General features: G+C 41.0%; 24 protein-coding genes. 10 read left to right on the top strand and 14 right to left on the bottom strand.

The window, feature by feature from the left end; genetic code table 11:
• Positions 1-82: 82 nt before the first annotated feature.
• The 5 genes from DBR40_RS12580 to DBR40_RS12560 all read right to left on the bottom strand — a co-directional run bounded on the left by DBR40_RS12580 (position 83) and on the right by DBR40_RS12560 (position 9,081).
• A complete protein-coding gene (locus DBR40_RS12580; protein ID WP_124560105.1) occupies positions 83-2,080 on the bottom strand; it encodes a RagB/SusD family nutrient uptake outer membrane protein in 1,998 nt (665 codons plus the stop codon).
• 19 nt (positions 2,081-2,099) lie between these two features.
• A complete protein-coding gene (locus DBR40_RS12575; RefSeq protein ID WP_199748332.1) occupies positions 2,100-5,297 on the bottom strand; it encodes a SusC/RagA family TonB-linked outer membrane protein in 3,198 nt (1,065 codons plus the stop codon).
• Positions 5,298-5,851: 554 nt separating this feature from the next.
• Positions 5,852-7,495: a protein-disulfide reductase DsbD family protein gene (locus DBR40_RS12570; protein ID WP_124560104.1), complete on the bottom strand. Its 1,644-nt coding sequence runs from the start codon at positions 7,493-7,495 to the stop codon at positions 5,852-5,854.
• A 10-nt stretch (positions 7,496-7,505) separates the two neighbouring features.
• Positions 7,506-7,955, bottom strand: a complete 450-nt coding sequence (locus tag DBR40_RS12565; protein ID WP_124560103.1) for a protein-disulfide reductase DsbD domain-containing protein — start codon at positions 7,953-7,955, stop codon at positions 7,506-7,508.
• Between the two features lie 67 nt (positions 7,956-8,022).
• Entirely contained in the window at positions 8,023-9,081 is a 1,059-nt protein-coding gene (locus DBR40_RS12560; RefSeq protein WP_124560102.1) for a PLP-dependent cysteine synthase family protein, read from the bottom strand.
• 192 nt (positions 9,082-9,273) lie between these two features.
• Between DBR40_RS12560 and DBR40_RS12555 the strand changes: the two genes are divergently transcribed.
• The 5 genes from DBR40_RS12555 (at position 9,274) to DBR40_RS12535 (ending at position 12,714) form a co-directional block, all read left to right on the top strand.
• Complete coding sequence (locus tag DBR40_RS12555) at positions 9,274-9,741, top strand: Lrp/AsnC family transcriptional regulator (protein ID WP_124560101.1); 468 nt, start codon at positions 9,274-9,276, stop codon at positions 9,739-9,741.
• A 141-nt stretch (positions 9,742-9,882) separates the two neighbouring features.
• Entirely contained in the window at positions 9,883-10,701 is an 819-nt protein-coding gene (locus DBR40_RS12550) for an endonuclease/exonuclease/phosphatase family protein (RefSeq protein ID WP_166206612.1), read from the top strand.
• Positions 10,702-10,815: 114 nt separating this feature from the next.
• The gene (locus tag DBR40_RS12545) at positions 10,816-12,045 is read left to right on the top strand and encodes a helix-turn-helix domain-containing protein (RefSeq protein ID WP_158674041.1); all 1,230 of its coding nucleotides are present in this window, start codon (positions 10,816-10,818) and stop codon (positions 12,043-12,045) included.
• A 110-nt stretch (positions 12,046-12,155) separates the two neighbouring features.
• On the top strand, positions 12,156-12,341 hold the full coding sequence (locus tag DBR40_RS12540; RefSeq protein ID WP_124560099.1) for a hypothetical protein: 186 nt from the start codon (positions 12,156-12,158) through the stop codon (positions 12,339-12,341).
• Positions 12,342-12,429: 88 nt separating this feature from the next.
• The gene (locus DBR40_RS12535; RefSeq protein WP_124560098.1) at positions 12,430-12,714 is read left to right on the top strand and encodes a hypothetical protein; all 285 of its coding nucleotides are present in this window, start codon (positions 12,430-12,432) and stop codon (positions 12,712-12,714) included.
• Between the two features lie 19 nt (positions 12,715-12,733).
• Here the strand turns inward: DBR40_RS12535 and DBR40_RS12530 are convergent, their stop codons facing one another.
• The 6 genes from DBR40_RS12530 to DBR40_RS12505 form a co-directional block, all read right to left on the bottom strand.
• Complete coding sequence (locus tag DBR40_RS12530; protein WP_124560097.1) at positions 12,734-13,549, bottom strand: alpha/beta hydrolase family esterase; 816 nt, start codon at positions 13,547-13,549, stop codon at positions 12,734-12,736.
• 71 nt (positions 13,550-13,620) lie between these two features.
• Positions 13,621-14,211, bottom strand: a complete 591-nt coding sequence (locus DBR40_RS12525; protein WP_124560096.1) for a DUF4833 domain-containing protein — start codon at positions 14,209-14,211, stop codon at positions 13,621-13,623.
• A 274-nt stretch (positions 14,212-14,485) separates the two neighbouring features.
• Positions 14,486-14,752, bottom strand: a complete 267-nt coding sequence (locus tag DBR40_RS12520) for a hypothetical protein (protein ID WP_124560095.1) — start codon at positions 14,750-14,752, stop codon at positions 14,486-14,488.
• Positions 14,753-14,808: 56 nt separating this feature from the next.
• Positions 14,809-15,345 carry a GNAT family N-acetyltransferase gene (locus DBR40_RS12515; RefSeq protein ID WP_124560094.1) on the bottom strand — a complete coding sequence of 179 codons (537 nt, stop codon included), beginning with the start codon at positions 15,343-15,345 and terminating at the stop codon, positions 14,809-14,811.
• 1 nt (position 15,346) lies between these two features.
• On the bottom strand, positions 15,347-15,973 hold the full coding sequence (locus DBR40_RS12510; RefSeq protein ID WP_124560093.1) for an FMN-binding negative transcriptional regulator: 627 nt from the start codon (positions 15,971-15,973) through the stop codon (positions 15,347-15,349).
• Between the two features lie 27 nt (positions 15,974-16,000).
• Positions 16,001-16,891 (bottom strand): DMT family transporter, encoded by an 891-nt coding sequence (locus DBR40_RS12505; RefSeq protein ID WP_124560092.1) that lies wholly within the window; start codon positions 16,889-16,891, stop codon positions 16,001-16,003.
• 91 nt (positions 16,892-16,982) lie between these two features.
• Between DBR40_RS12505 and DBR40_RS12500 the strand changes: the two genes are divergently transcribed.
• The gene (locus tag DBR40_RS12500; RefSeq protein ID WP_124560091.1) at positions 16,983-18,398 is read left to right on the top strand and encodes a PLP-dependent aminotransferase family protein; all 1,416 of its coding nucleotides are present in this window, start codon (positions 16,983-16,985) and stop codon (positions 18,396-18,398) included.
• A gap of 108 nt (positions 18,399-18,506) precedes the next feature.
• Complete coding sequence (locus DBR40_RS12495) at positions 18,507-20,090, top strand: Na+/H+ antiporter (protein WP_124560090.1); 1,584 nt, start codon at positions 18,507-18,509, stop codon at positions 20,088-20,090.
• A gap of 288 nt (positions 20,091-20,378) precedes the next feature.
• On the opposite strand, the gene DBR40_RS12490 is transcribed toward DBR40_RS12495, so the two are convergent.
• Entirely contained in the window at positions 20,379-21,176 is a 798-nt protein-coding gene (locus tag DBR40_RS12490; RefSeq protein ID WP_124560089.1) for an alpha/beta hydrolase, read from the bottom strand.
• 46 nt (positions 21,177-21,222) lie between these two features.
• A complete protein-coding gene (locus tag DBR40_RS12485) occupies positions 21,223-21,642 on the bottom strand; it encodes an OsmC family protein (protein ID WP_124560088.1) in 420 nt (139 codons plus the stop codon).
• A 123-nt stretch (positions 21,643-21,765) separates the two neighbouring features.
• Here DBR40_RS12485 and DBR40_RS12480 point away from each other — a divergent pair, with 123 nt between their 5' ends.
• From DBR40_RS12480 to DBR40_RS12470, 3 genes are all read left to right on the top strand, one after another.
• A complete protein-coding gene (locus tag DBR40_RS12480) occupies positions 21,766-22,734 on the top strand; it encodes a hydrogen peroxide-inducible genes activator (protein ID WP_124560087.1) in 969 nt (322 codons plus the stop codon).
• A gap of 367 nt (positions 22,735-23,101) precedes the next feature.
• Complete coding sequence (locus DBR40_RS12475) at positions 23,102-23,491, top strand: GreA/GreB family elongation factor (protein ID WP_124560086.1); 390 nt, start codon at positions 23,102-23,104, stop codon at positions 23,489-23,491.
• Positions 23,492-23,636: 145 nt separating this feature from the next.
• Positions 23,637-23,924: a hypothetical protein gene (locus DBR40_RS12470; protein WP_124560085.1), complete on the top strand. Its 288-nt coding sequence runs from the start codon at positions 23,637-23,639 to the stop codon at positions 23,922-23,924.
• Positions 23,925-23,959: 35 nt separating this feature from the next.
• On the opposite strand, the gene DBR40_RS12465 is transcribed toward DBR40_RS12470, so the two are convergent.
• Positions 23,960-24,202: a hypothetical protein gene (locus DBR40_RS12465; RefSeq protein ID WP_039480153.1), complete on the bottom strand. Its 243-nt coding sequence runs from the start codon at positions 24,200-24,202 to the stop codon at positions 23,960-23,962.
• Between the last annotated feature and the right edge of the window lie 229 nt (positions 24,203-24,431).

The following is a 24,431-nucleotide window of genomic DNA, read 5'->3' as shown; positions in this document are numbered from 1 at the left end:
GTGATTTTTCTCTATAAAAAAAGCGGTGTTAAAACCAGGTAGAATACCTGGATTAAACACCGCTAATTGTATTTGCTTAAGCTTACCAGCCTGGGTTTTGCATGGCTTGTTTCTGTGCAGGTGTTAAAGGCTCTCCGTTTATCTTCAGTACATCTAAGAAACTTTGAGGAATTGGGCGCAAGTAATGTTTGCCCTCAACAGGTTTAGCCTCGAGGTTAAATGCAGCTGTACGCGCTACCAGTGTTTTAGTCCTGGCCAGGTCTTCCCAACGCATCAATTCGCCCATTAATTCTCTTGAACGTTCGTCCAAAATAAAGGCATTGAATTTATCGGCATTAGAACTTGCCCCAACTTTATCGTAAAAATCTTTGGTCGAGTTAAAAATATCGGCCTCACTATTCAGGTGCATTAAACTTAAGGTGTTTACGGTGGTAACCGGAATATTGTTCGATTCGAAATAAGTGTTTTTATCGGAGTAGGAAACAATGGACGAAGTTACTGCCGGATTTGTCTTGTAAGCAATTCCACCATCTACATAAGCAGAACGGTCTTCGCCTTCTTTATAGGCAGCACGATCGCGCACACTGTTTAGGTAAGGAATGGCTTGTGCATACTGACCTAAGCGGCCGTAAGCTTCTGCAGCAATTAAATACGTTTCGGCAAGGCGGGCTAAAATGCCATCGCGCTGGCCAAATTGCGAAGCCACCAGATTTCTTGAACCATCCATAAATTTAGATAAGGCCACGTATTGGCTAACGCCGTAATTGCCATGGCTGTTTAAATAACTTTGTGGCTGACCAGCGAAATACCGCACAAACATAGAAGGTTTGCGGCGGGCAATATCGGTTGGTAAAGCTGGATCGGCATTTGGAACAATAGGGGTATAGCGGGTATCGCCGGCATTATTAACAATGTATAAAGCAGCTTCTTCGCCAACTGTAAATTTTGGCTGACCTTCTTGTGCTGTAGTTGGGGCACTGCCCTTAACCCACTTCGGTATGCTGGCCGCATTGTTGGAAACGTAACGTGTTTTAAAACTTTTCCAGAACCTAGAATCGTTAACGCGGTCAAAAACATCCAAAGCATAATCTGTAGATCTCAAACGCTGAAATTCCCTTCCTCCGGCAATGTCGCGGATCATTCCTGGTAAGGTTTGGTAAACGGATGGATAGTAAAGATGAATCTGGTTACCGTACCTTCCCTGTGTTGCGGTGTTGTTCGAAAATTGTGCAGCTAAAATAACTTCCTTGTTGGTTTCGTTTGCCCCATCAACCGTCGTGAAGTTCCACAGATCGCTGTAGTTTGTTGCCAGAGTGTGCTGACCGCTGCCAATTACCAAATCTGCATATTTAATGGCATTTTGTAAGTCGGCTGTTTTGGTCTCGCTATTCCAGTCGTTGTTTATTTCGCTGGCACGGAAGAGATAGGCTTTGGCCAGAAAATGTGCAGCGGCCCATTTGGTAATCCTGCCTCTTTCTGATGCTGTTGTTGGTAGCAGGTTATAGGCTTGCGTAAAATCCTGGATCACCTGTTCGTAAACTTCCTTGGCTGTGTTTCTGGTAAACTCATCTTTAATTACATCTAAGGCTTCGAGCTGTAAAGGCACACCTCCATATTGTTTAACCAGTTTAAAATAGTCGAAAGCACGCATAAAGTAACCTTCTCCTAAACGGGTATTTTTATTGGCACCTGTATAATAAAGGGGCACGTTTTTAATTACAATATTGGCTGAATTGATATTGGTGTACATGTTGTCGAAAACAGCCTGCACATCTACATTAAACGAATTTAAAGTCCCGTCATAAGAGTTCCACATCTGTTCGGTTCTGTCGCCGCCTACTGTAAATTCATCAACCCCGTAATTGGTGCTGGTGTAGGCCCAGGTATAGTTAAAGTGAAATTTTAAACTTTGGTACATCCCGATAACCAGACCATCTAATCCCTCGGTTTTTTGAAAGTCGGATGTATTGCGCGAGTTAATCACTTCTTCATCCAGAAAACTTTTTTTACAGGATGTTGGCAGGATCATTAGCCCACCTAGCAATGCCACTCCTGATATAATATTTACAATCTTTTTCATAATCAATCTTTTTAATTCCTTAGAAACTGGCGTTAATGCCAAATACAACACCTCTGTTAAATGTAGAACCGCCTAAATCGGGGTCAATCCATTTAACTTTCGAATAGATCAGGCCTGGATTAATCATCTGTGCATAAACCCTGAGTCTGGAAAGTGTTAGTTTTTTAGTGATATTTTCTGCGAAATTGTAGCCTAATGATATATTTCTAACTTTAATAAATGAACCATCCTGATAGTTCATTGCGCTTTTAAACTGATCGCCTGCCGCACTGCCGTAGTTAGGTGCCGGATAATCGTTGGTTGGGTTGGTTGGCGTCCAGTAATCCAATACACGTTGTGCAAAACGACCCTGTAAGGCTTCTGCACCCGTAGCAATTAAGAAGTTGTAACGCGCAATGATAAAAACAGAAAGATCAAAACCCTTGTAGTTAAAGGTATTGGTAATACCACCTGTCCAGCTTGGGGTGTAACGGCCTAACACCTGACGGTCGTTATTGGCATCTATTTTAAAATCGCCATTCAAATCCCTTATTTTAATGCTTCCGGGTAAAAAGGTTTGTCCGTTTGCGCTAAACTTATCGCGTAGTATTTTGTCTTCCGGAGTATCTTGCCAGATGCCATCTTTTACATAATCGTAAGCCACACTAATGCCGTTTCCAATAAAGAAAAGGTCGGCAACCATGTCGCCACCGTTTAGTTTAACAATCTCATCCCTGCTGGTAGAGAAATTCAGCGTAGATTCCCAGCTGAAATCTTTCGACCTCACGTTAACCGTATTGATGGTTAAATCGAGTCCTTTGTTTTTTGTCGAGCCGATGTTATCAAAAGAGGTAGGGTAACCATTAATGATGTTGATCTTTTTGAGTAGAATCAAGTCGGTTGTTTTAGATTTATAGAGGTCTAATGAACCGCTGATTCTTCCTTTCAGTAAGTCGAAATCCAAACCCAGGTTATATTGCTGTGTTTTTTCCCAGCCCAGTAATTTATTCGGGAAAGAAATTGGATTTGCCAAAGAAGCGTCAGACGCCACATAGCCTATTTGTGCTGCACTGCCGAAGGTATAGGTTAGTGGTTGTAAAAGCCCCAGCGTACTGCCAATATCTACTGAAGAGTTACCTGTACTACCCACACCAAGGCGCAATTTCAACTGACTTACCCATTTGATGTTTTTCATGAAATCTTCCTGATCTATACGCCAAGCTAAAGCTGCTGAAGGAAAAAAGTCCCATTTGTTGCCTTCGGCCAATTGCGATGCCCCATCTGAACGGAGCGACGCGGTTAACAGGTACTTGTTATCAAAGCTATAGTTTACCCGGGCCATGTACGATTCGAGTGTAGATTTTCTAAAATCGGTGTCAAATCCATCCAAAGCGGTAATACTTCCGGCCCTTAATCCGTACCAAAGTGGTGCAATTAAATTGATTTTACTGCCTGTTAATGACGAAGATTCATCCTGAAACAGCGAAGAACTTTGCAATAAGGTTACTCCAAAGCTGTGTTTATTAATGGTTTTATCGTAATATAATAAATGGTCGAGTGTGTAGGCAAACTTGTTGCTTTGGTTTAGTTGTGCATAGTTGTTAACCGAACCAGGTATGCCTGCATCGCGGTTTACCGATTTTGCATCCTGGTATTTTCCGTTATAGAAATTTGAAAAATCGGGGCCAAAGTTGATGCGGTATTTTAATCCTTTTAAAATGTTTACTTCAGCAAAGGCTGAACCCAGGGTTCTTAATGTTTTACGTAAATTGATGTTATAATCGGCTTCGAGAATGGGGTTTTGGATATTGATATCGCCACCGGGCAAATTAATTCGGTTGCCGCTCGGATCGTAAGGGATAGCCATCGGCAACATGCCCCTTGCGGCCGCATATATATTGCCCGCACCCGAAGCACTTGCTGCAACAAAACCATAGTTTTGCAAACCATAGGTTGCGGTTACATTGAGCCCCATTTTAAACCACTTAACGGGGTTAATTTCTACACTTAATTTACCACTGTACCTTTCGAAATCCTGGCCCAGTTGTGTGCCGGTTTGATTCAGGTAACCAAAAGATCCGTAAGCCTTTATTTTATCGGTACCACCACTTACACTTAATACGTGATCCTGGGTAATTCCGGTCCGGGTTACCAGATCTCCCCAATCGGTAGTTGGAACCAAACTGCCATCATACACACCATTTACCCATCCTTTTTCTATGTTTTCAAGCACGTAAGGGTCTCCGGCAAAAATTTCTCTGTCTTTAGCTAAAGTGGCTACAGCCGGGTATTTCCTAACATCTGTTGTCGGTAATGCCCTGAATGCATCGCGACGAAACTCGATATATTGTGCAGAGTTCATCATGTCCATCCTGTCGTTTAAGGTTTCTATGGTTGCAGTACCTACGTAATCCATGGTTAGTCTGCCGGTTTTACCTTTTTTAGTGGTTACCAATACTACACCGTTTGCACCACGCGAACCATAAATGGCTGTTGCCGAGGCATCTTTTAAAACATCGATGTTTTCGATGTCGTTAGGGTTGATGGCATCAATACCACCAGCCTGCAACGGAATTCCATCCACTACAAATAATGGCGAATTGCTGGCTTTTAATGAACGTAGACCACGGATTTTAATATCGCCAACCTGGCCTGGCCGCTCATTTGAAGTAATATCTACCCCAGCCGCTTTACCTTGCATGGCTTGCAGGGCATTGGTTACCGGCCTCGATCTGATTTCTTTTGCGCCCACGCTTACTACTGCACCGGTTAAATCGCTCTTTTTAACGGTATTGTAACCTACTACCACCACTTCTTCCAGGTCGTTGGTTGAGCTTTTTAGCTGAATGCTGATTGTTGTTTTTCCACCAACGGGTACCTCTTGTGTGGTATAACCAATGTACGAAACCTCCAAAACCGGGTTGCTCACCGATGAAGGTATCGTAATTGAAAAAGCTCCATTGGCATCGGTACTGGTTACCAGGCTTGTGCCCTTTACCTTAATGCTCACGCCCACTAAAGTTTCTCCCTTTTCATCCACAATTTTTCCTTTGATGGTGGTATCCCATTTCTTGTTCAAAGTATTAATGTGAGTTGCTGCGTTAAAAGCATTGGCCTTTGCATTTAGCGGTTCGGCAATACAGAATAGGGTTAATGCCGACATGCCGGTTACCAGGAGTTTCCTGCAGGAAGCGCCTCGCTGCCGCTGTGGGTTTTCTGGATAAAGATTAAGATCCATAATTGATTTGGTTTTATAAATATTTGGTTATTTGTCCAGGTAGCTTGTTTTAGTGCAACAGGCTACCTGTTTTCGAGTGCTTTGATTTAGCCCGACCATGCAACAGCCTTGCCTGGCCGCTACTGGTGATTTTTTTAATGAAGAATTTTGTTAGTTTATTGATTTGGTATTGAAGTTTTTACAAAAAAATACGCAGGGCTATACTTTAAAAAGCGTTAAGCTGACGTGTATTTGTGTAATCGGTTGCATTGGAAGATTGTTGTTTTGTTTGCTCATAGTGTTCATATTTAATGGTGATGTACTTTTACTGTAACCAGGAGGAAAATTCCTGCAGAAGAATATACTTGGTTATACGAGGGTAGCGCTTTTATTTTGCTAATCTGTCCTGTCCCGTCCTGCAAGCGGCAACAGCTTGGTGGCTAAAGTGGAGAGGGCAAGGGAACTGAGTGGATAAGGATTGAAAAAAATAAGGGCATACTATCCAGTACTGCCCTTACTATCATTAACTAAAATTAAAATCACGCTGGTAGCTCCTAACTTCTACCACCGGTTTGCTATTTAAAAGCGTTTAAGCCGCTTTCGAGAAATTTTTTATAATTGGCTATTTCGTAATCTGCTCCCTGTGGATGTGCCAGTAGGGCCTCAGTTTTAGGATCGAGCAGTACATAAAATGGCTGCGAATTAGACTGGAATTTTCTGGCCTGCAAATCGCTCCATTTTTTGCCGATGGTATTTAGTTTTTTTCCTTCAGGGGTTGTCACTACATCAGCAGGGGCCAACTCCGATTTATCGTCTACATATAACTGGATCAGGATGTAATCTTCACTGATCATTTTTAAAATATCGCGGTCAGGCCAAACATTGGCTTCCATTTTTCTGCAGTTTACGCAGGCATGTCCGGTAAAATCGATTAATACAGGCTTGTTTTGTTTTTTAGCTTGTGCCAAACCTTCCTCATAATCGAAGTAGGCATTCAGTTTTAACGGGGCATGAAATTTATCGGCATATTTATGCGGGCCATCGTTTGTGGTTGACTTTCCGGTAAGTAAACCTGAGGTGTATAAATCGAAATCCTGGGTTTCCTGTGGCGGCAAAAAGGCCGAAACACTACGCAATGGCGCACCCCACATACCCGGGATTAAATAAACAGTAAAGGCCAGTACAATGGTAGCCAGGAAAAGCCGTGGTACCGAGATGGAATTTAAAGGGCTATCGTGCGAAAATTTAAGTTTGCCCAAAAGGTAAATGCCCATCATACCGAAAATAACGATCCACAAGGCCAGGAATATTTCGCGGTCAAACCATTCCCAATGGTAGGCTAAATCTACATTACTTAAAAACTTTAGGGCAAAGGCCAGTTCAAGGAAGCCCAAAACTACTTTTACACTGTTTAACCAGCCGCCTGATTTGGGTAGCTTTTGCATAGCAGATGGAAATAAGGCAAATAATGCAAAAGGAATAGCCAGCGCAAGTGAAAAGCCAAACATGCCAATTGCAGGACCTAATAATGCACCCGTTGTTGCAGCCTGTACCAATAAAGTACCAATAATTGGACCGGTACACGAGAAAGATACCAGAGCCAGGGTGCCAGCCATAAAAAACAGTCCGGCTATGCCACCTTTATCCGAATTGGCATCCATTTTATTTACCCAGCTCGATGGTAATGTAATTTCGAAAGCACCTAAAAACGAAGCTGCGAAAACAACCAGGAGCAAAAAGAAAAAGAAATTAAAGATGCCGTTTGTAGAAAGGTTATTTAATGCATCAGCACCAAAAATTACGGTAACCAAAAGGCCCAGTACTACGTAAATCAGAATAATGAAGAAGCCATAGAGTGCTGCCCGTCCAAAAGCTTTTCCCTTTTCCGATCCCTTGGTAAAAAAGCTTACTGTTAATGGAAGCATAGGGAAGATGCAAGGCATAAGCAAAGCCGCTAAACCGCCAACAAAACCTGCAATAAAAATACCCCAAAGGGTTTTCTGTGCCTCGGGCTGTGGGGCAAGCTTTTTTGAATCTGTTGTAGTGCTATCGGCTACTTTGTTAATCGTTTCAGCTGCTTTAACAGTTGTATCGGTTGTTCCCGGTTTAATTTCGGTAAAAGTCAGGTCGTCGGTACTGGTGCTGTCCTGTGCATATCCGGTTAAGGATACAGCACAGAAAAACAGCAATCCGAGACAGATTTTTTTAAAGGATATCATCTGCTATTATTTATTTTACAGGGATACTGAAATCTACTTGCTCTGGTGGCAGGCATTGTTTATCGTCGCATACCATAAACTCTACGCTACCTTTTACTACAGCATTTTTGCCTTTCAGCTTAACTTTTTGTTGAAAAACTACCGAGTTTTCAAAATAGCTTACGTCCATTTTAAAAGTTGCTTCATACTTGGTAACAGCCTTTGGTTCGATGGTTTTGCCTACTAAAGTGAAATCTTTTGCAATAGGGAAGGTAAAAGTGGTTTTAACCGGACCACCATCTTTAACAAATTGCGAGTACAGGTGCCAGCCACTTTCGACTGTTGCTTTGATAAATACGGTAGCTGTAGTTGGGCTTGTTTTTTTAGCTGCGTAGCTCCAGGTTACCGGTTTTAAAATCTGGCTGTAACTGCTTAAGCTGATTAAGCAAACGAAACAGCATAATAGGGTGATTTTTTTCATTTGGTTGTTTATTGGTTTAATATTGATTTAGGGTTGTTGATTTGAATGCGGAATGATTAGCCAGGGCTTACTGACCGTTTAATCTGCTAAAAGCCTGATAATCGAGAAATTCTACGTCTGGGGTGATGTAACCTGCTTTAACCGGTTCTTCGCGCATTAAATCGGTGCTTAAATATTTTTTATTGCTATCCGAAAAAATGGTTACCACACAGCTATCTGCTCCCATTTCCTGCTGTTTTTTAATGGCTCCGATTACATTTGCACCCGATGAGATACCTACGGCAAGACCAAGTTTTTGGGCAAGTTTTTGGGCCATCAATATGGCATCGCCATCGTTTACCTGTACGATTTCATCTAGCTGGTTGAGCTTAACAATTTCTGGTATAAATTCATCAGAAATCCCCTGAATCCTATGACTGCCCACTTTATATCCTGTAGTTAAGGTTGGCGATTCTGCAGGCTCAAGCGGGTGGATTTTTACAGTGTTTTTTTGCTTTTTTAGGAAATTTCCAACGCCCATAATGGTGCCACCTGTACCTACGCCGGCTACAAAGGCATCGGGACATAGGCTTTTCAGCTGCAGTTGTTCCCAGATTTCTTTACCTGTGGTATATTCGTGTGCTTCCGGGTTGGCTATATTTTCGAATTGTTTAGGCAAAAATACATTGGGGTTGTTTGCCGCCATGAATTCGGCCAGTTTAATGCTGCCAATAAAGCCGCCTTCTTCTTTGCTAACCAAAACAATCTCTGCACCCAGGCTTTTGATAATGTCCATGCGCTCTTTGCTTAGCCAGTTGGGCATAATAATCGTAACCGGATGGCCTAAGGCTTTACCAATTGCGGCAAATGCGATTCCGGTATTGCCACTGGTTGCTTCAACAATTTTATCGCCGGGTTTAATTTTACCTTCAGCATAGGCTTTCTTTAATGTATAAAGCGCCATCCTGTCTTTAATGCTACCCGTTAGGTTGTAATGTTCGCACTTTACATAAATTTTACCTGTTTTGCCATTAAGGCTATAGGTTAGCTCTAACATAGGCGTATTGCCAACCAAAAGCGATAAATGTTCAAATTTCGCATTCAAAGCTGAAGTCATTTCGTTTGTTATTAGCGTTGTCGTAGGCATATTTTAAACCTTTTATAATTGTTTAAGCAATCGATTATAATTTCGGTAAAATTCAGTATTGTGTTCTTTTTTGTCAATACATGTTGTTTTTTACGTAAATTTTCTGCTTTTTTGGTGTGTTTTTAATTTTTATTTCGGTTTTGAATGTTTTTTCAAAGCTGCATTGTGTTTTTTTTCGATTCAGAATAGTTTATGATACACGGAGATTTAGATCAGGTTGATGTAGAAATATTGAAATTACTGCAGCGCGACGCCTCTTTAACGAATAAAGAGGTATCGCTTATGCTGCATAAATCTATTGCAACCATTCACGAAAGGATAAGAAGGTTAAAGGAGCAAGGCTACATTAAAAGGGTAGTGGCCATTCTCGACCGGAAGAAAATTAACAGGAACCTGATTGCCTTTTCGCATGTTTTGCTCAAAGAGCATACCGCCAAAACCCTGGTCGAATTTGAAACGGAAGTATCGAAATTTGGCGAAGTAATGGAATGTTTACAAATGACTGGTGCGCATGATTTTATCCTCCGCATCGCCACAAAAGATATGGATGCCTATCATGAGTTTTTAAGGCACAAACTGGCAACCCTACCCAATATTACCACTGTGCAGAGCTATTTCGTATTGTCAGAGCCTAAAAGCGAAACTGCATATCCGTTATAGTTCATTGGTAAATAGTTGATGGTTTATATCAATAGTAAATAGCACAACTGAGAACTGAAAACTGCCAACTGAGAACTGATTTGTTAATTGGTTATTGTTTTTTGATTATTTACTAATGCAGAAACTTTGTATTTTGGGGCTATGAAAAACTTATATCTGCCATTTCTAATTGTTGCTTTGCTTTTTAGCGGCTGTTCTCCTAAAATTGGTGCAGGTTCTGCAGCAAAAAGTACAAACCGTTTAAGGGTAATGAGTTATAATATTCATCACTGTAACCCACCTACAAAAGAAAAAGAGGGAACCATTGATGTAAATGCCATTGCCAAAGCCATTTCACTTCAGCATCCTGATTTGGTTGCCTTGCAGGAAGTAGATGTAAATACCAAACGCTCGGGTAATATTAACCAGGCTGTTTTGCTTGCCCAAAAACTGAAAATGAATTTCTATTTTGCGAAGGCCATCGACCATGATGGGGGAGATTACGGGGTTGCTATCCTTTCCAGGTTTCCACTTTCAGCACAGAAAACTTATAAACTGCCTAAAAACAATAGTGCCCGGGCTGAGCAGCGTGTGTTTGCCATTGCTACGGTAGAAATAGCAAATGGGAAATTTATCCGCTTTGCTTCTACCCATTTAGATGCCGAACGCGCTGAAGAAAATAGGATAATGCAGGTGAAAGAAATTGTGAAGCTAACTGCGGCCGAAACCCTGCCATTGCTCATTGCCGGCGATTTGAATGCGGAACCCGGTTCGGAAACCATTAAATTATTCGATGCGGCATTTACCCGTAGCTGCGGCAATTGTGGTTTTACCATTCCGGTAATTAACCCTAAAACAACTATCGATCACATTGCCTTTAAAAAAGGAAATCCATTTAATGTAATTTACCATGAAGTGGTAAAAGAAAGATACGCATCCGATCACTTACCCATTCTGTCGGTAATTGATTTAAAGGATTAAATTAGGCAGGTACCGATAACTTTTCGTCATCAGATTAAGTTACCGGTACCTCTTTAACAGGCTTTTTTGCCAAATCCCTGCGAGAATACCTTTTCTGCAAAAAGCATGTTAATTATGCTTAATTTTGACTCGCTTACTAAAATTAAACCTTTGCATCCCATTTTCCTCACCGTTATCGGTGCAATTTTTATTCTTTCGGTAGTTATCGTAAAATTACTGCTGTATGGGCGTGATAAGTTTTACCTCAATTTTTTGCTCTCACTGGCCATTGCAGGCATAGCCTGGTACGGGCTTATTTATCTCTTAACCAATTCAGGGCTGATTAAAGACTATCCTTACCTGTTTAATAAAGGATTGCCTTTTTATTATACTATTGCGCCTTGTTTGTTCCTTTATTTCAGGGGTTCATTGAATAAGGAGTATGCGGTTTTTAGACCATCGCACCTGCTCCATTTTCTCATTGCCATTCCAGCAGTAATTTCGATTATTCCGTATAATATGTTGAGTTATGCTGCACAGCACGAAGTGGTGAGCAGGGTTGTGGCCGATGTGGAGTTTGCATTTTCGGATAGCGAATATATTGTAGAGCCCTGGCACTGGTATGTTTTTCCTATTTCGGCCCTTATTTATACCATTTTACAGATACGGCTGGCTTATCGCGCTTCAAAGCAGCAGAAACAAAACAAGCAAACAATTAAGTGGATCTATTTTTTTAGTGCGGTGTGCTTCGTAATTTTTGCCGGTATGCTGGTTATAAATGTCTCCATTTTACAAAACAGGAGTAATATCTGGTCTATTTTGCACGAAGGTTCTGTTGTTATATTCTTATGTTTTTGTCTGCTGGTATTGAGTTTTATGTTTTTTTTAAATCCCGAACTGATTTACGGTTTTACTAAAAAAGCAGTTGCAGACAGCCAAAATATTCAAACAGATGCCTTGCCTTTGGCAGAGGAGAAAGCAAAACCAAAAATGGTAGATACCAACCTCGCTGAGCAAGTAGCACATGCCATTAAGGAAAAAGAACTTTTCAGGCGACCCGGACTTAACCTGAGCGAACTGGCTTCGGCTTTGGAAATTCAGAACCATAAACTCTCCGAACTTTTCAATAACCATTACAAACTTAATTTCAGTACCTACATCAATAATCTGCGCATTGAATATATTAAAACCAGGTTGGATCAGGGCGATTGGAAACAACTCACCCTCGAAGCCATTGCCCTGGATGCAGGTTTCTCTTCGCGCAATACTTTTTTTAATGCCTTTAAAAAAGTGATGCACACTACGCCATCAGTCTACCTTTCTGCTTTAAAGGACGACAAAAAACCACAAAATGTAACGGTTTAAGAAATCGATACATCTTCATGAGGGCCAATTACCATTAAAAAATAAGGTTTTGGCCAAATTTGCCTTGCATACCTAAAACAAAAATAAGGCTGCGCAAAATTGAAGATGCTATGAAAAAAAGAGAAAGTAGATCAGTAATGATTTTTACCCTTGCGGCAAGGAAATTTAACGAACTGGTGAATTTTATTGATCACGATGCCAAATCACTAACGGTACTAACGGCTGTAGAAACAATTTCGAGTGGTGCCATTTTTCAGCAGGAAGCTGGTGCCGAAATCTATCACGAAGGACAATAATTTCAGTTTGCAGTTAGCAGTTTTCAGTTGGGCTATGAACCATCAACCATAGACTAATGAACCAGTGTACCAAATAATCTAAATCACTATGCCCTTACTTTTAACTCCTAATCTTGATATTCTGGATGCGATAAAACAGCTGGACAAGTTGTTGAGAACGCTGAACATCGTGCCGGTGCTGGAATATCAAAAAATCCGTTACAAGCTCGATCAAGACAACGAGCTGTTTATGACGATTTCGCTTACAGCAAACCACATTAGTTACGAGAAATTGTACCTGCCAGAAAATAATGAAAAATTTAATGCGGTCTTCAATCGTATCGAAGCATTTATTTTTTTGTTAAGGCGGAAGGAAATTTTACAGGCAAGTTAGTTTTGAGTAGCTGGCCTGTTTAAGGTTTTTTTATGCTTTTGAAGAATTTGATAACAACTTTATTGGCTTCTACAGGATAAACGTGACCTCCCGGATGGATATACAAAACCACAGGTGTTTGTGTGTCTGAAGGATATAAAGTTGCATACTGATCGTAAGGCTGACCTTTATCACTACAGCTATTTACCTGCAATATTTTATTGTACATGGCCCTTTGCCAGGTGGGTTTTACCAGGTAATCCTGTTCGCCCATAATATGCATGGCGGGCTTGGGTTTTAGCAGATTTGCAACCTTTGCGGCTACTGCGGACGAAGGGGCGAAAGCTGCAAATATATCTCCACGTGTAGCCCAGAGAAGGTAAGTAAATCCACCACCGTTAGAATGCCCGGTAGCATAAATACGTTTGTTGTCGACCCGGTAATCTTCTCTGAGTGTTTTTAACATCGCATCAAAAAAGTGCAAATCCCGGTCGCCCATATCGCCAGGAGCTTTTTGCCATCCCGGTAAACGGCCATTGGGATCGGTTAACTGGCCGGGTGTGTTAAGTCCCTGCGGGCAAACAACAATGGCCTCTGGCCAAAGCTTTTCAAAGCTGCGGCTCCTGAACATATTGCCCATTGTGCCGCCATGACCATGAAAAACAAAAATTACCGGGCTATCTTTGGTTTTTGCATTTACGGGCAGGTAAACCATGGCTTCCCTAACGGTATCGCCAACCGTCCATTTCATAATTTTAACAAGTGGCTCTTGCGCTTTTGAAAAGACTGCCCAGAACATTAATAAACCAGGTAGAAAGCATTTACCCAGAAACCAGATTGCGGATTTGTTTCTCATTATTTTTTGACCGCCGCGGGGGATTTTGGTTTAATGTAAAAAGTATTAATCCGTATTTATTTCCAAATGATTTATTTTACAGGGATTCTTTCGGTAATGGCTTTGCCTGTGGTTAGTTCAGTTCCCTCAATCGAAGCATATTTTACGTTTGGTAGCCAAAAAGACCCTCCTTCAATTCTGATGAAAAGACGGTTAATTTTAATTTTTTTATCATTTAAAGTTACCGATACATAATATTTTTGGTCGGTGGCCGATCGCAACAAATAAAAAGGCAATTTTTTGTGCGATACAAAACGAAGTTCGAAGCGATCTTTGCTTAACTCTTTAGCCAATATACCGTAGGCAAATTTACGTTGTATGTAGCCAAGATCTCTCTTTTCTCCTTTCTCGGCATAACGTAGCCAATACACAGAAACAGGTTGCGAGCGGTTAATCTCTCCATCTTTTTCGAGGTTTAGGCTATAAATCAGGGTATTGGTATTCGGATCGCGCTGCAAATAAAACAACATGTTATCGATGTTTTTTGGCGTAGGGAAGTTAAGCGGAGAAGGGTTGGCATTTTGCGACCAAATAGAATTGGTGTAAATTATGATGAGTGCAAAGGTTATGCTTAAAATTTTTAATGCGGTTTGGTTTGTATGTCGGTTGGTTACTTTCTGCATCTGCTGGTTTTATTAAAGTAGTGGTTTCTGTTTTGGCCTGCTTAGGTGCTATCTGTTAGCTTAGCCAGTAGATAGATAAAGTTAATTATGATTTACAGCAGCAACACATGGTTTTAAAATATTAGTATATAAAATAGGTAGTTTTAGTAGTTATTTTACAAACGTAACATTTTTTTTATACGATGAATCATTATCGTCTATTTTTTTAGCATTCTGGAGAGGCTGGTTTTACCCATTTGAGGTAGCTGATCGATCTAAACGTCAGCTAATTTGACTATAACTGGTTATGCAAACCCTTGTTAAGTGCTACTTTCAGGTTAAAATCTTCTATAGTAATTTTACCCTTTCTTAGCTGACTGATGTATTTTAAAACAGTTAAACGGTCTATTTCAGCGCGGTAGCTTTCACGTTCTTCGGGTGTTTGAGGGCTGTTCTGTAGTTTCATGCGGATCGAATAACGCAGGATTTCTTCCTCCAGTTTATCCAGCGGACAATTGGTGAATTCATCAAAGCTTAATTTAGAAAAACTGATGCGAACCATGGGGTAATAATAAGCGGCTAGTATTACCCCAGGTTAAGTTGCATGTTAAATGATTGTTATACCTGCTTATCTAGAAATTCAGGTTCATCTATACTCAATTCGAACAAGGTTACGGCTGCATTGTGGTAATGTGCGGGTAACTGATCGGTATTTTTTAAATTAAAAAGCCCCAGATAATTAAAACCCGATTTTTGGTAGTGTTTAATTAATCCCTGGTTTTCGCCTACCGTATCCAGTCGTACAAATCTTTTTCCGTTTTCTTTTGCATATGCTTTTGCCCAGGTTACAATTGTGGTAACAAGATTTTGTCCCCTGAAATCAGGATTGGTGGCAATGCGATGAATATAAACGGCAGGATCGTCGTTTTTACCTTCCCATATTTGAGGATCGGCAAAAGTGGTAGCCCAAACACAGGCCACCTGGCCATCTATAATCAGTTTCCATTGCCTTAGTTCGACAATTTCTTTTTCAATCAGGGCTCGTTCAAATTGAGGCCATTGCACAATAAACTTCGATTTTTGAAAATCGGTGGCCACTTTATAAAGCCCGAAAATCTGGTCAATATCGTTTGCTGTACTGTTTAATATCTGCATTTTATTTCGCTTTATCGTTTAAGGTTTTTTGTATATATCCGGCCAAATCGTGTTCTACTGTATTGTTGCTTTTTTCGAGATGTGCAATAATACTTTCGCGCTCAGCCTGCGATTTGTTCTGGCTTAATTTTTTCTGCCCCTGCAGGTCGGTTACCTCCAGTTCAAAAGCCACAATTCCTTTTATCATTCTGCTTTTAAAGGTATCGGTAAGACTATTCCATTGTGCTAAATAACCTTTCTCGTAAAAATTGATCATCTGCTCCAATGCCTTTAGTTTTAAGGCCTCATCTGTAATCAGGCTTGCCTTTCCATAAGCATGTACAGCGATATAATCCCAGGTGGGCACACTTTCGTGCTTAGTGTAGTGCGTAGGGGAGATATAAGCGTGTGGCTCGGTAAATATAATTAAGGAGGTGTGCTGCTCAATGTATTTGGCCTGCTCGTTGGCAATGCTAAAATGTGCACTTAATATCAGTTTACCCGAATGCTGATCAATTACAAAGGGCAATTGAGTAGCTAAGGGAATTTGCTGATCATTGTTGGTAATGATGGTAGCAAAGCTATAACGCTGCATAAACGCAATTTTTTCTGCTTCGCTTTCAAATTGATAACCATTGGGTACAAACATGTTTTTTCTTTTATTGAAGGATGAATGTTATTTAGCAAACTTTTTGGAGCCGGCCACGCAGAGAATTACACCCACTGTAACCGCCAGCATCCCTAAACTTACATTTTCGTGCAGCAGGGTAGCTGCAAGACCTAAGCCGAAAAAGGGCTGAAGCAACTGCAACTGACCAACCGAGGCAATACCTCCCTGCGCCAAACCACGGTACCAGAATATAAAGCCAATAAACATACTGAATAAGGCAATATAAGCCAAACTAAGCCAGGCACCTGTACTTACGGTTGAAAATGAACTTGGTTGGTAAATGAGCATCAGTGGTAGCATGATGGGAAGCGAAATAACCAGAGCCCACGATATTACTTGCCAGCCGCCCAGGGTTTTCGAAAGTCGGGCACCTTCGGCATAGCCAAGCCCACAAAGTACAATGCCTGCCAGCATCAGCATATCGCCAAGGGGAGAGGCAGTAAGGCCCTGATAAATGGCATAGCCAATAACGAGCAAACTCCCCATAACAGAAAACAACCAAAATACCGGACGAGGGCGTTCACCACCACGTAACACTGCGAATGAAGCCGTTACAATGGGTAGCAAGCCTAAAAATACCAGCGAATGTGCCGATGTAATGTGCTGCAAAGCGAGGGCACTTAACAATGGAAAACCAATAACTGCACCTAAGGCAACAATGGCAATGGGGAAATACAAAGCCTTTGCCGGGCGTTTTTCTTTAAAGAGAATAAGTACCGTAAGCGCGAGTAACCCCGCAATTGAGGCACGTGCAACGGTTACAAATACCGGATTGAGATCTATTACTGCCATTCGGGTTGCTGGCATAGAACCACTAAAAATAAGCACACCAATAAAGCCGTTAATCCAACCCTTCGAAACGTTTTCTTTAGATAGTGTTATACTGTTGTCTTTCATTTCCTAAAAATTGATACACAAAAGTGCAAAGCCGGTATTAATAAATACAGTATCAGTTTTGTATATTTGCATGGGTACAATTGTTTTTATTATGGAAAAGCTTTTTAGGTACAATGAAATTGCGAATGGTATTGCTACACAGATCAGAAGTGGGATTTTAAAGGCCGGCGATCGGCTGCCATCCGTGCGGATGTTATGCCAGGAGTACAGTATAGGCATGAATACAGCCAAAAGGGTATTTTTAGAGCTCGAAGCACAATCGTTAATTGAGGTGAAGCCGCAATCGGGCTTTTTTGTTAATAAGCTCGATTACCTGAGGTTACCACTCCCAGAGGTAAGTAGTCCATCGCTAAAAGCCAACCTCAACGAACCGAACGAATTGATTACCAAAGTCTATTCAAATATTGGCCGTGCTGACCTTACCCTCTTTTCTATCGGGGTGCCTTCGGGTAACCTGTTGCCTCTGGCTAAACTAAAAAAGGAAGTTTTGTACGCTACGCGCGCCTTAAAAGAAGGTGGCACCGAATACGAACCATTGCAGGGTAATGTTAAACTCAGGAGGATGATTGCGGTACGCTCTTTGGCCTGGGGCGGTAATTTGAACGAAGATGATATCATTACCACTAACGGAGGCATGAATGCCTTATCTTTTTGCCTTATGGCCTTAGGCAAAGCCGGCGATACGGTTGCCGTAGAAAGCCCTTGTTATCCGGGCATATTTCAACTGGTAATTAGTTTGGGGTTTAAAGTACTCGAACTGCCAACGCATCCGGTTACCGGTATTGAGGTAGAGGCATTAAAGAAAGTATTGCCTAAAATTAACATCTGCCTGCTGGTACCCAATTTTAATACGCCAATGGGGAGTTGCATGCCCGACGAGCATAAAAGGGAAGTGGTTAAACTGTTGGCTGAAAGAAATATTCCGCTAATTGAAGACGATATATATGGCGATATTTATTTCGGCACACAGCGGCCAAAATGCTGCAAGGCATTTGATACCGAAGGCAATGTGCTGATGTGTAGTGCTTTTTCTAAAACCCTGGCGCCAGGCTATCGAGTAGGCTGGATGGCTCCCGGTAAATACAAGGATAAATTGCTCAGGTTAAAATTGGTGCATTCGCTGTCGTCGCCATCAATTATTCAGGAAGCTGTGGGTAATTTCCTTAAAACAGGTCGTTACGATGTGCATTTGCATCAACTCCGGCGTACCTTACAGCAGAATTATCAAAATTATGTTCAGGCCATTGCCGATTATTTTCCCGAAGGAACAAAAACCAGCAGGCCACAAGGCGGACTGGCGCTTTGGGTTGAATTTGATAAAAAGGTAGATACCGTGAAACTCTACGATCTGGCTATTAAAAAGCAGATTAGTATTGCCCCCGGCCGCATGTTTACCTTGCAGGATCAATTTGAAAACTGTATCAGGCTTTGCATAGGTTTACCCTGGTCTGATGAGCTGAAGTTTAAACTGAAACAATTGGGTAATCTGGCCAAAATGATTTCGTGATCTTTAACCATATTCTAGGAAAGAATTATGTTGGTTTCCCATTGATAACGCAAATTTCGCTGATTGATATATTTGTTTTTTACTATTTTTAAAAGAAAACAGTAATATATGCACGAACAATTACCCTTTATGCTGGCCCTGGTTGCCGCAATAGTACTTATCGAAATGCTGGCTACCAAATTGCGTATCGCCTACCCGGTATTGTTAGTGGTTGCAGGTTTACTCATTAGTTTTGTGCCTGGGCTGCCTAAAGTTCAGGTAGATCCAAACATGATTTTCTTTATTTTTTTACCACCACTTTTATTCGAAGCCTCGTGGAGTATTTCATTTAAAGAGATGAAAAAATGGTGGCGCATTATTGGCAGTTTTGCATTTTTAGTGGTATTGTTTTCTGCGCTTGCAGTTGCCGTGCTTACCAATTACCTGATCCCAGGCTTTACCTTAGCGCTGGGCTTTTTACTTGGCGGAATCGTATCTCCGCCTGATGCGGTAAGTACAGGGGCCATCATGAAATTTGTAAAAATACCTAAATCAACTGCTGCAGTGCTAGAAGGCGAAAGTTTGCTTAACGATGCCTCTTCTTTAATTATTTTCAGATTTGCATTGGTTGCAGTTGGTACCGGCCAGTTTATCCTTCAGGATGCCCTACTTAGTTTTTCCTGGATGATTGTAGGTGGAATTGGCATCGGGCTTTTGTTTGGCTGGCTGTTTATACAGGCGCATAAACGTTTACCTACCGATACCTCATCCGACATTGTTTTTACCTTTATTGAACCCTATTTTTTGTATTGGATAGCTGAACAGGTGCACAGCTCTGGCGTACTGGCAGTGGTAACGGGTGGTTTATTCTTATCAGTAAGGAGACTTACTTTTTTAACCAGTGCCAGTAGGGTAAGGGGCTACAGCGTTTGGGAAGCTATGATTTTTGTGCTGAACGGAATAGTATTTATGCTCATTGGCCTCGAGCTCCCGGAAGTAATAGCTGGGCTTCGTGCCGATGGTATTCCTTTAACACAGGCCATTATTTATGGGGTTGCGGTAACCGGTATACTGATTGTAGCCCGGATTATTAGTTCTTATTGTGCCATGGCAGCAACCATTATATTCAGACCGAGTGTAGCACCTTTAAGAAACAACAGGCGCAGGATGTGGCGTTTACCGCTATTGTTAGGTTGGACAGGTATGCGTGGTGTGGTATCGCTGGCAGCGGCACTGGCTATTCCACTGACACTTAAAAGCGGCGAAGCCTTCCCTCACCGCAACCTCATATTATTCATCACCTTTACGGTTATCCTCCTTACATTATTGATTCAGGGACTTACCCTGCCCTACATTATTGAGCGGTCTCATATTTTTGATCAGGCAGCCGAAATGGAGGATGAGGAAGCAAAACACCGGGTTAAAAAACAATTGATTTCCGAAACGGTTAGGCTGCTAAAAGCCAGACAAGAGGGAATGGCTGAGGAAGATGTACATTTGCAACGGATGATAGCGCAATGGGAACATAAAATAAACAATCCTGAGCAGGTTAAAATGAGTGAAAGCACTAAGCTGGCTTATTTGGAGTTGCTGGAAGGACAACGGTTATTTTTATCAGACCTAAACCGTAACGATGCTGAGGTGCATGATGAGATTATCAGGTTGCATATTTACCAGATCGATTTAGAAGAAGAGCGGGTAAGGCTTTTGTAAATCAATTTAGAACGTTTTATAAATAGCAAAGAGGCGGTATCATAATTTAGGTTGTTTATTAGTTTGTCACGTTGAGCTTGTCGAAACGCCTCAGATGTGTTTTGATAGTCCTTCGACAGGCTCAGGATGACAATTCTATAATTATGATACCACCTCTTTTGAAAAAATACTTTACTTAGAAACTGTTTTAATTTCTATAAAATATCAATTGGGCGGTGGATACATCGCACAATAGCAACGCTAGAGGTGGGGGTCTCCACCCACCTGATAGACCTGTGAATTTTTTACTTAATTTTTAACCGCAATTTCTTTCGATGCCGCAATAATCACATCAGCAACTGCTTTAGGTTGCGACATAAAAACTACGTGACTACCTTTGACTTCGGTAGCTTTGCTATTGGAGCGTTTATACATAACGCGTTGGATATCAGGGTTGATACTTTTATCTTCAGTTGCAATTACTGCATAAGCAGGTTTATCTCTCCAGGCAGCTTTGGTAATGGGTGTTACAAAACCTTTGGCATAAAAAGCACCTTGCGAAGCATACATAAATTCGGCCTCTTCCTTACTGATATCGGCACAGAAACCAGCGTGGAATTTTGCTTTGTCGTAGTAAACTATACCTTTATCGTCAGGGTTTAATACACCATTTTCGGATGCTGGGGGCGCTGTTTGTAACCATTGTAGTGCCGATTCGCCTTGGTCGGGCTGGAAAGCGGCCACATAAACCAAACCAACTACTTTGGAATGGTTGCCGGCCTGGGTAATTACCGTGCCACCCCACGAATGCCCCACAAGGATGGTCGGACCATCCTGTTTATCAAGCACTACATTGGTAGCAGCTACATCATCTTCAAGCGAAGTTAATGGGTTTTGTACAATGGTTACATTGTAGCCTTTTTTGGTTAGTACTTCGTATAAGGATCTCCATCCCGAACCATCGGCAAAGGCACCATGTACCAACACAACATTTTTAATTGGGGCTTTGGTTTGTGCAGCTACATCAGCAGTTGACAATAAAGCAGCTAAAAATAGGATGGCGAACATGAAAAATGCACTCAATTGTCCTTTTATTCTTGTTTTCATTTTGTTTAAAATTATAGGGTTTTACTAATTGTGTTTTTTAATTAATTTAGGCTACCAGTGAAACTGATAAGGTGATTTCAGTATTCAATAATTTTGATACCGGACAAACTTCTTTTGCTTTAAGGGCAAAAACTTTAAATTCTTCTTCATCAATTCCCGCAACACTACCGGCTAATTCGAGGTGGATTAAGGTAATGGTGCCGTTTTCAAAAGTTACATTGGCTTTGGTATCCAGATTTTCGGGTACCAGGCCTGCTTCGCTTAACAGGAAGCTCAGTTGCATGGTAAAACAACCGGAGTGTGCTGCGGCAATCAGTTCTTCAGGATTGGTGCCAACGCCTTCCGCAAAGCGGGTTTTGAATGATAATTGTGCCTGGTCTAATGTAGTGCTTTGTGTACTGATGGTTCCTTTTCCGTCCATTCCTGTACCTTTCCAATTGGCATTTGCTGTTCTTGTAAATTTCATGGTCTTAATTTTTTAAATTGTTATTTATAATGATTTGATCTTTTTTGTTGGAACAAATTTATTGCGGCTACGATCATAAATCAAATTGATAATTTTGTATCTTTATAAATAAAATTTATAATCATGACTATTCAGCAGTTGAAATACGTAGTGGCTTTGGATGAGGAACGTCATTTTGCAAGGGCAGCAGATGTTTGCATGGTAACACAACCTGGCCTCACGATACAACTCAAAAACCTGGAGGAGGAAATTGGCATTAAAATTTTCGATCGCAATAAGGTACCATTAACGCCTACGGTACTGGGCAAAGAGATTATTAACCGGGCAAGAAAAATTTTGCGCGAAACAGATGAAATCCGTGATTTTGTAATTAACCAGAAAAACCTGCTTGAAGGAGAATTGAAGCTGGGGATTATTTCGACCTTATCACCTTACCTCATTCCCTTATTTATCAGTGCGATGAAAACCATTGCGCCCAAAGTACATTTTGTAATTAAAGAAGCTAATACGGGGCAGCTGATGCAGGATGTTGAAACAGGTGCAATTGATGTAGCGATCATGGCTACGCCAACAGGTCACCCAAATTTGGTTGAACATGCTATTTTTAAAGAACCTTTTGTGGCTTACCTAAATGAAAACCATCCCATGGCCAACGACGATTTTTACGAATTGCAGCCAGATGATAAACCAGAACTGTTGCTGTTACAGAACGAATATTGCTACAATGCCCAGCTATTGGATATCTGTGGGATCAAAGAACCCGGTAAAATAAAAGAACAGTTCAGTTACGATATCTCTTCGATCGAAACCTTAAAAAACCTGGTGCGTGCTAAGCTCGGTTTTGCCATTATTCCGGCACTATCGATTATCAACGAAAAAGAAACGACGCTTTTCAAAGCCTTTAAAGATCCCAAACCGGTAAGGGAAATTAGTTTTGTAGTATCTGATACCTTTTCGAAGAAATTACTGCTCGAAAAAATGAGTCAGGCCGTATGGGATTGCCTTCCTGAAATGCTAAAGAGAGACTTTAGTTACAAAAAAATAAAATGGAATGATTCGCCTTATTTCATTAGTTCGGTAAGTAAGCTTTAAAAGTGATTTTGGCAAAGCAAATCCCTCAAAACTTGTAACCTTACCAGATATAGGTTATATTTGGATAAATTGAAACACTGTATTAACCATATCGCCCTAAATGATAATGCTATTGCCTTAGTCTGCAGTAGGATAGGTTTGTGTACATTACGAAAATCAAAACATGACAATTTTCAAAGGAGGCTTTTCTACATCCCTAGCTTTAAAGATTTTGATCATTTTGCCCCAGGCCTGTAATACACCTTCCTTGGTTTGGGGTTAAACACAACACAACAGCATTTTTTTGAAAAACATTAGATCGCCATTGGGTGATATGTTGCTGCGCTTGTATTTTTTTCAATTTTAATCCATTTAAAACAATAAATATATGAATCCAAACGAGAGCAATCCGGTGATTATCACCCAGGAGGACTATAACCTCCTTAAGCCTTATTTTAGCAAACAAGATGCCGGAAGCGATGAAATGTCGCTATCAGCAGAGCTGAGCAGGGCAATAATTATAAAAAAGGAAGCATTTCCTGTACATGCCATCAGGCTAAATGCCAGGGTATGGATTACCGACGAGGCAACCGGCGAAACCACAGCGCTTACCATTGTTTTGCCGCAACATGCCAATATTAAAGAAAAGAAAATTTCGGTTACTACACCCATTGCAGCAGCGTTGATTGGGTTTAGAAAAGGCGATACTGTACAATGGAAAGTTCCTGCAGGATTGAAAGTCTTTAAAATTACAGATGTAGTACCACCAAACGAATAAAATATTTTAAGCCCGGCCAGAATTTAGTAAATAATGAACCGGCTTTGTCTTTAACCAGCAGTTGCATGCAATTACCGATTTTTTATATTTGTAAGCAAAGAGCAGGTGATATTGATAGGCGCAGATAAATTAATTTAATAAACAAATGGCTAAGATTACAGCAAATGAATTGGCTACAGTGGCGAAGAAAATAATGGGTTTAGTGGCTCAGTTTGATATTGAGGTAAAGGTAAGTGAACCTAATGTAATTGCGCTGTTAATTCCCGATGATATGTCGTTTAACGATCAGGCAGCCATAACAGAGTTTGCCCGGCAGGTATTGCTTACAGTGGGCGTGCACATTTATGCCGACCTGGAGTTTGTATTCTTCAGGGCCGATATGGTTTTAGGTAATGTGGTGATTCACGGATTACCCCGCGAACAGCTAAATTAGATACAAAAAGCCCTGCTTTTTGCAGGGCTTTTGTTTTATGCAGCTGGCGGAATCACGTTTACCTCAAATGCTCTGTAAGCAAGCATTCCGGCATGGTGTACAACCATTAAGTTTAGCTTCATGCTTTCGATCAGTGCCCTTGCCTGACTAATATTTTTGGGCAAATCGTTGATGCCTCTAATCTCAATTCCTTTTGTCATGAGTTTGAATTTAGCCGGTTCGAATTTATCGATGAATTTTTGCAGATCGGTACTGATAATATTTGCCGTTTTTTCCATACTGATTTTTGTATTTCTTAATGTTGCTGCAAAGTAAGTAAGGCCGTTTTAACTCATTGCTGTTGTTATGTTATGTTTTTGTATGGTTAATTACAGTTAATAATCATTTAATGTCTGCTTAATGCAGGGGCATTAGCTTTGCAGCATAAATATTTGGTTAGTATTTATAAAGTTTAGGTTAGTTGATGAAAAGCCACGGTGGATGTCGTGGCTTTTTTATTGTGTGCCA

Origin of the sequence: Pedobacter sp. KBW01 (assembly GCF_003852395.1) — a bacterium.
Taxonomy (GTDB): domain Bacteria; phylum Bacteroidota; class Bacteroidia; order Sphingobacteriales; family Sphingobacteriaceae; genus Pedobacter.
The sequence above is the reverse complement of the archived record's forward strand: the minus strand, read 5'-3'. Positions and strand labels throughout refer to the sequence as shown.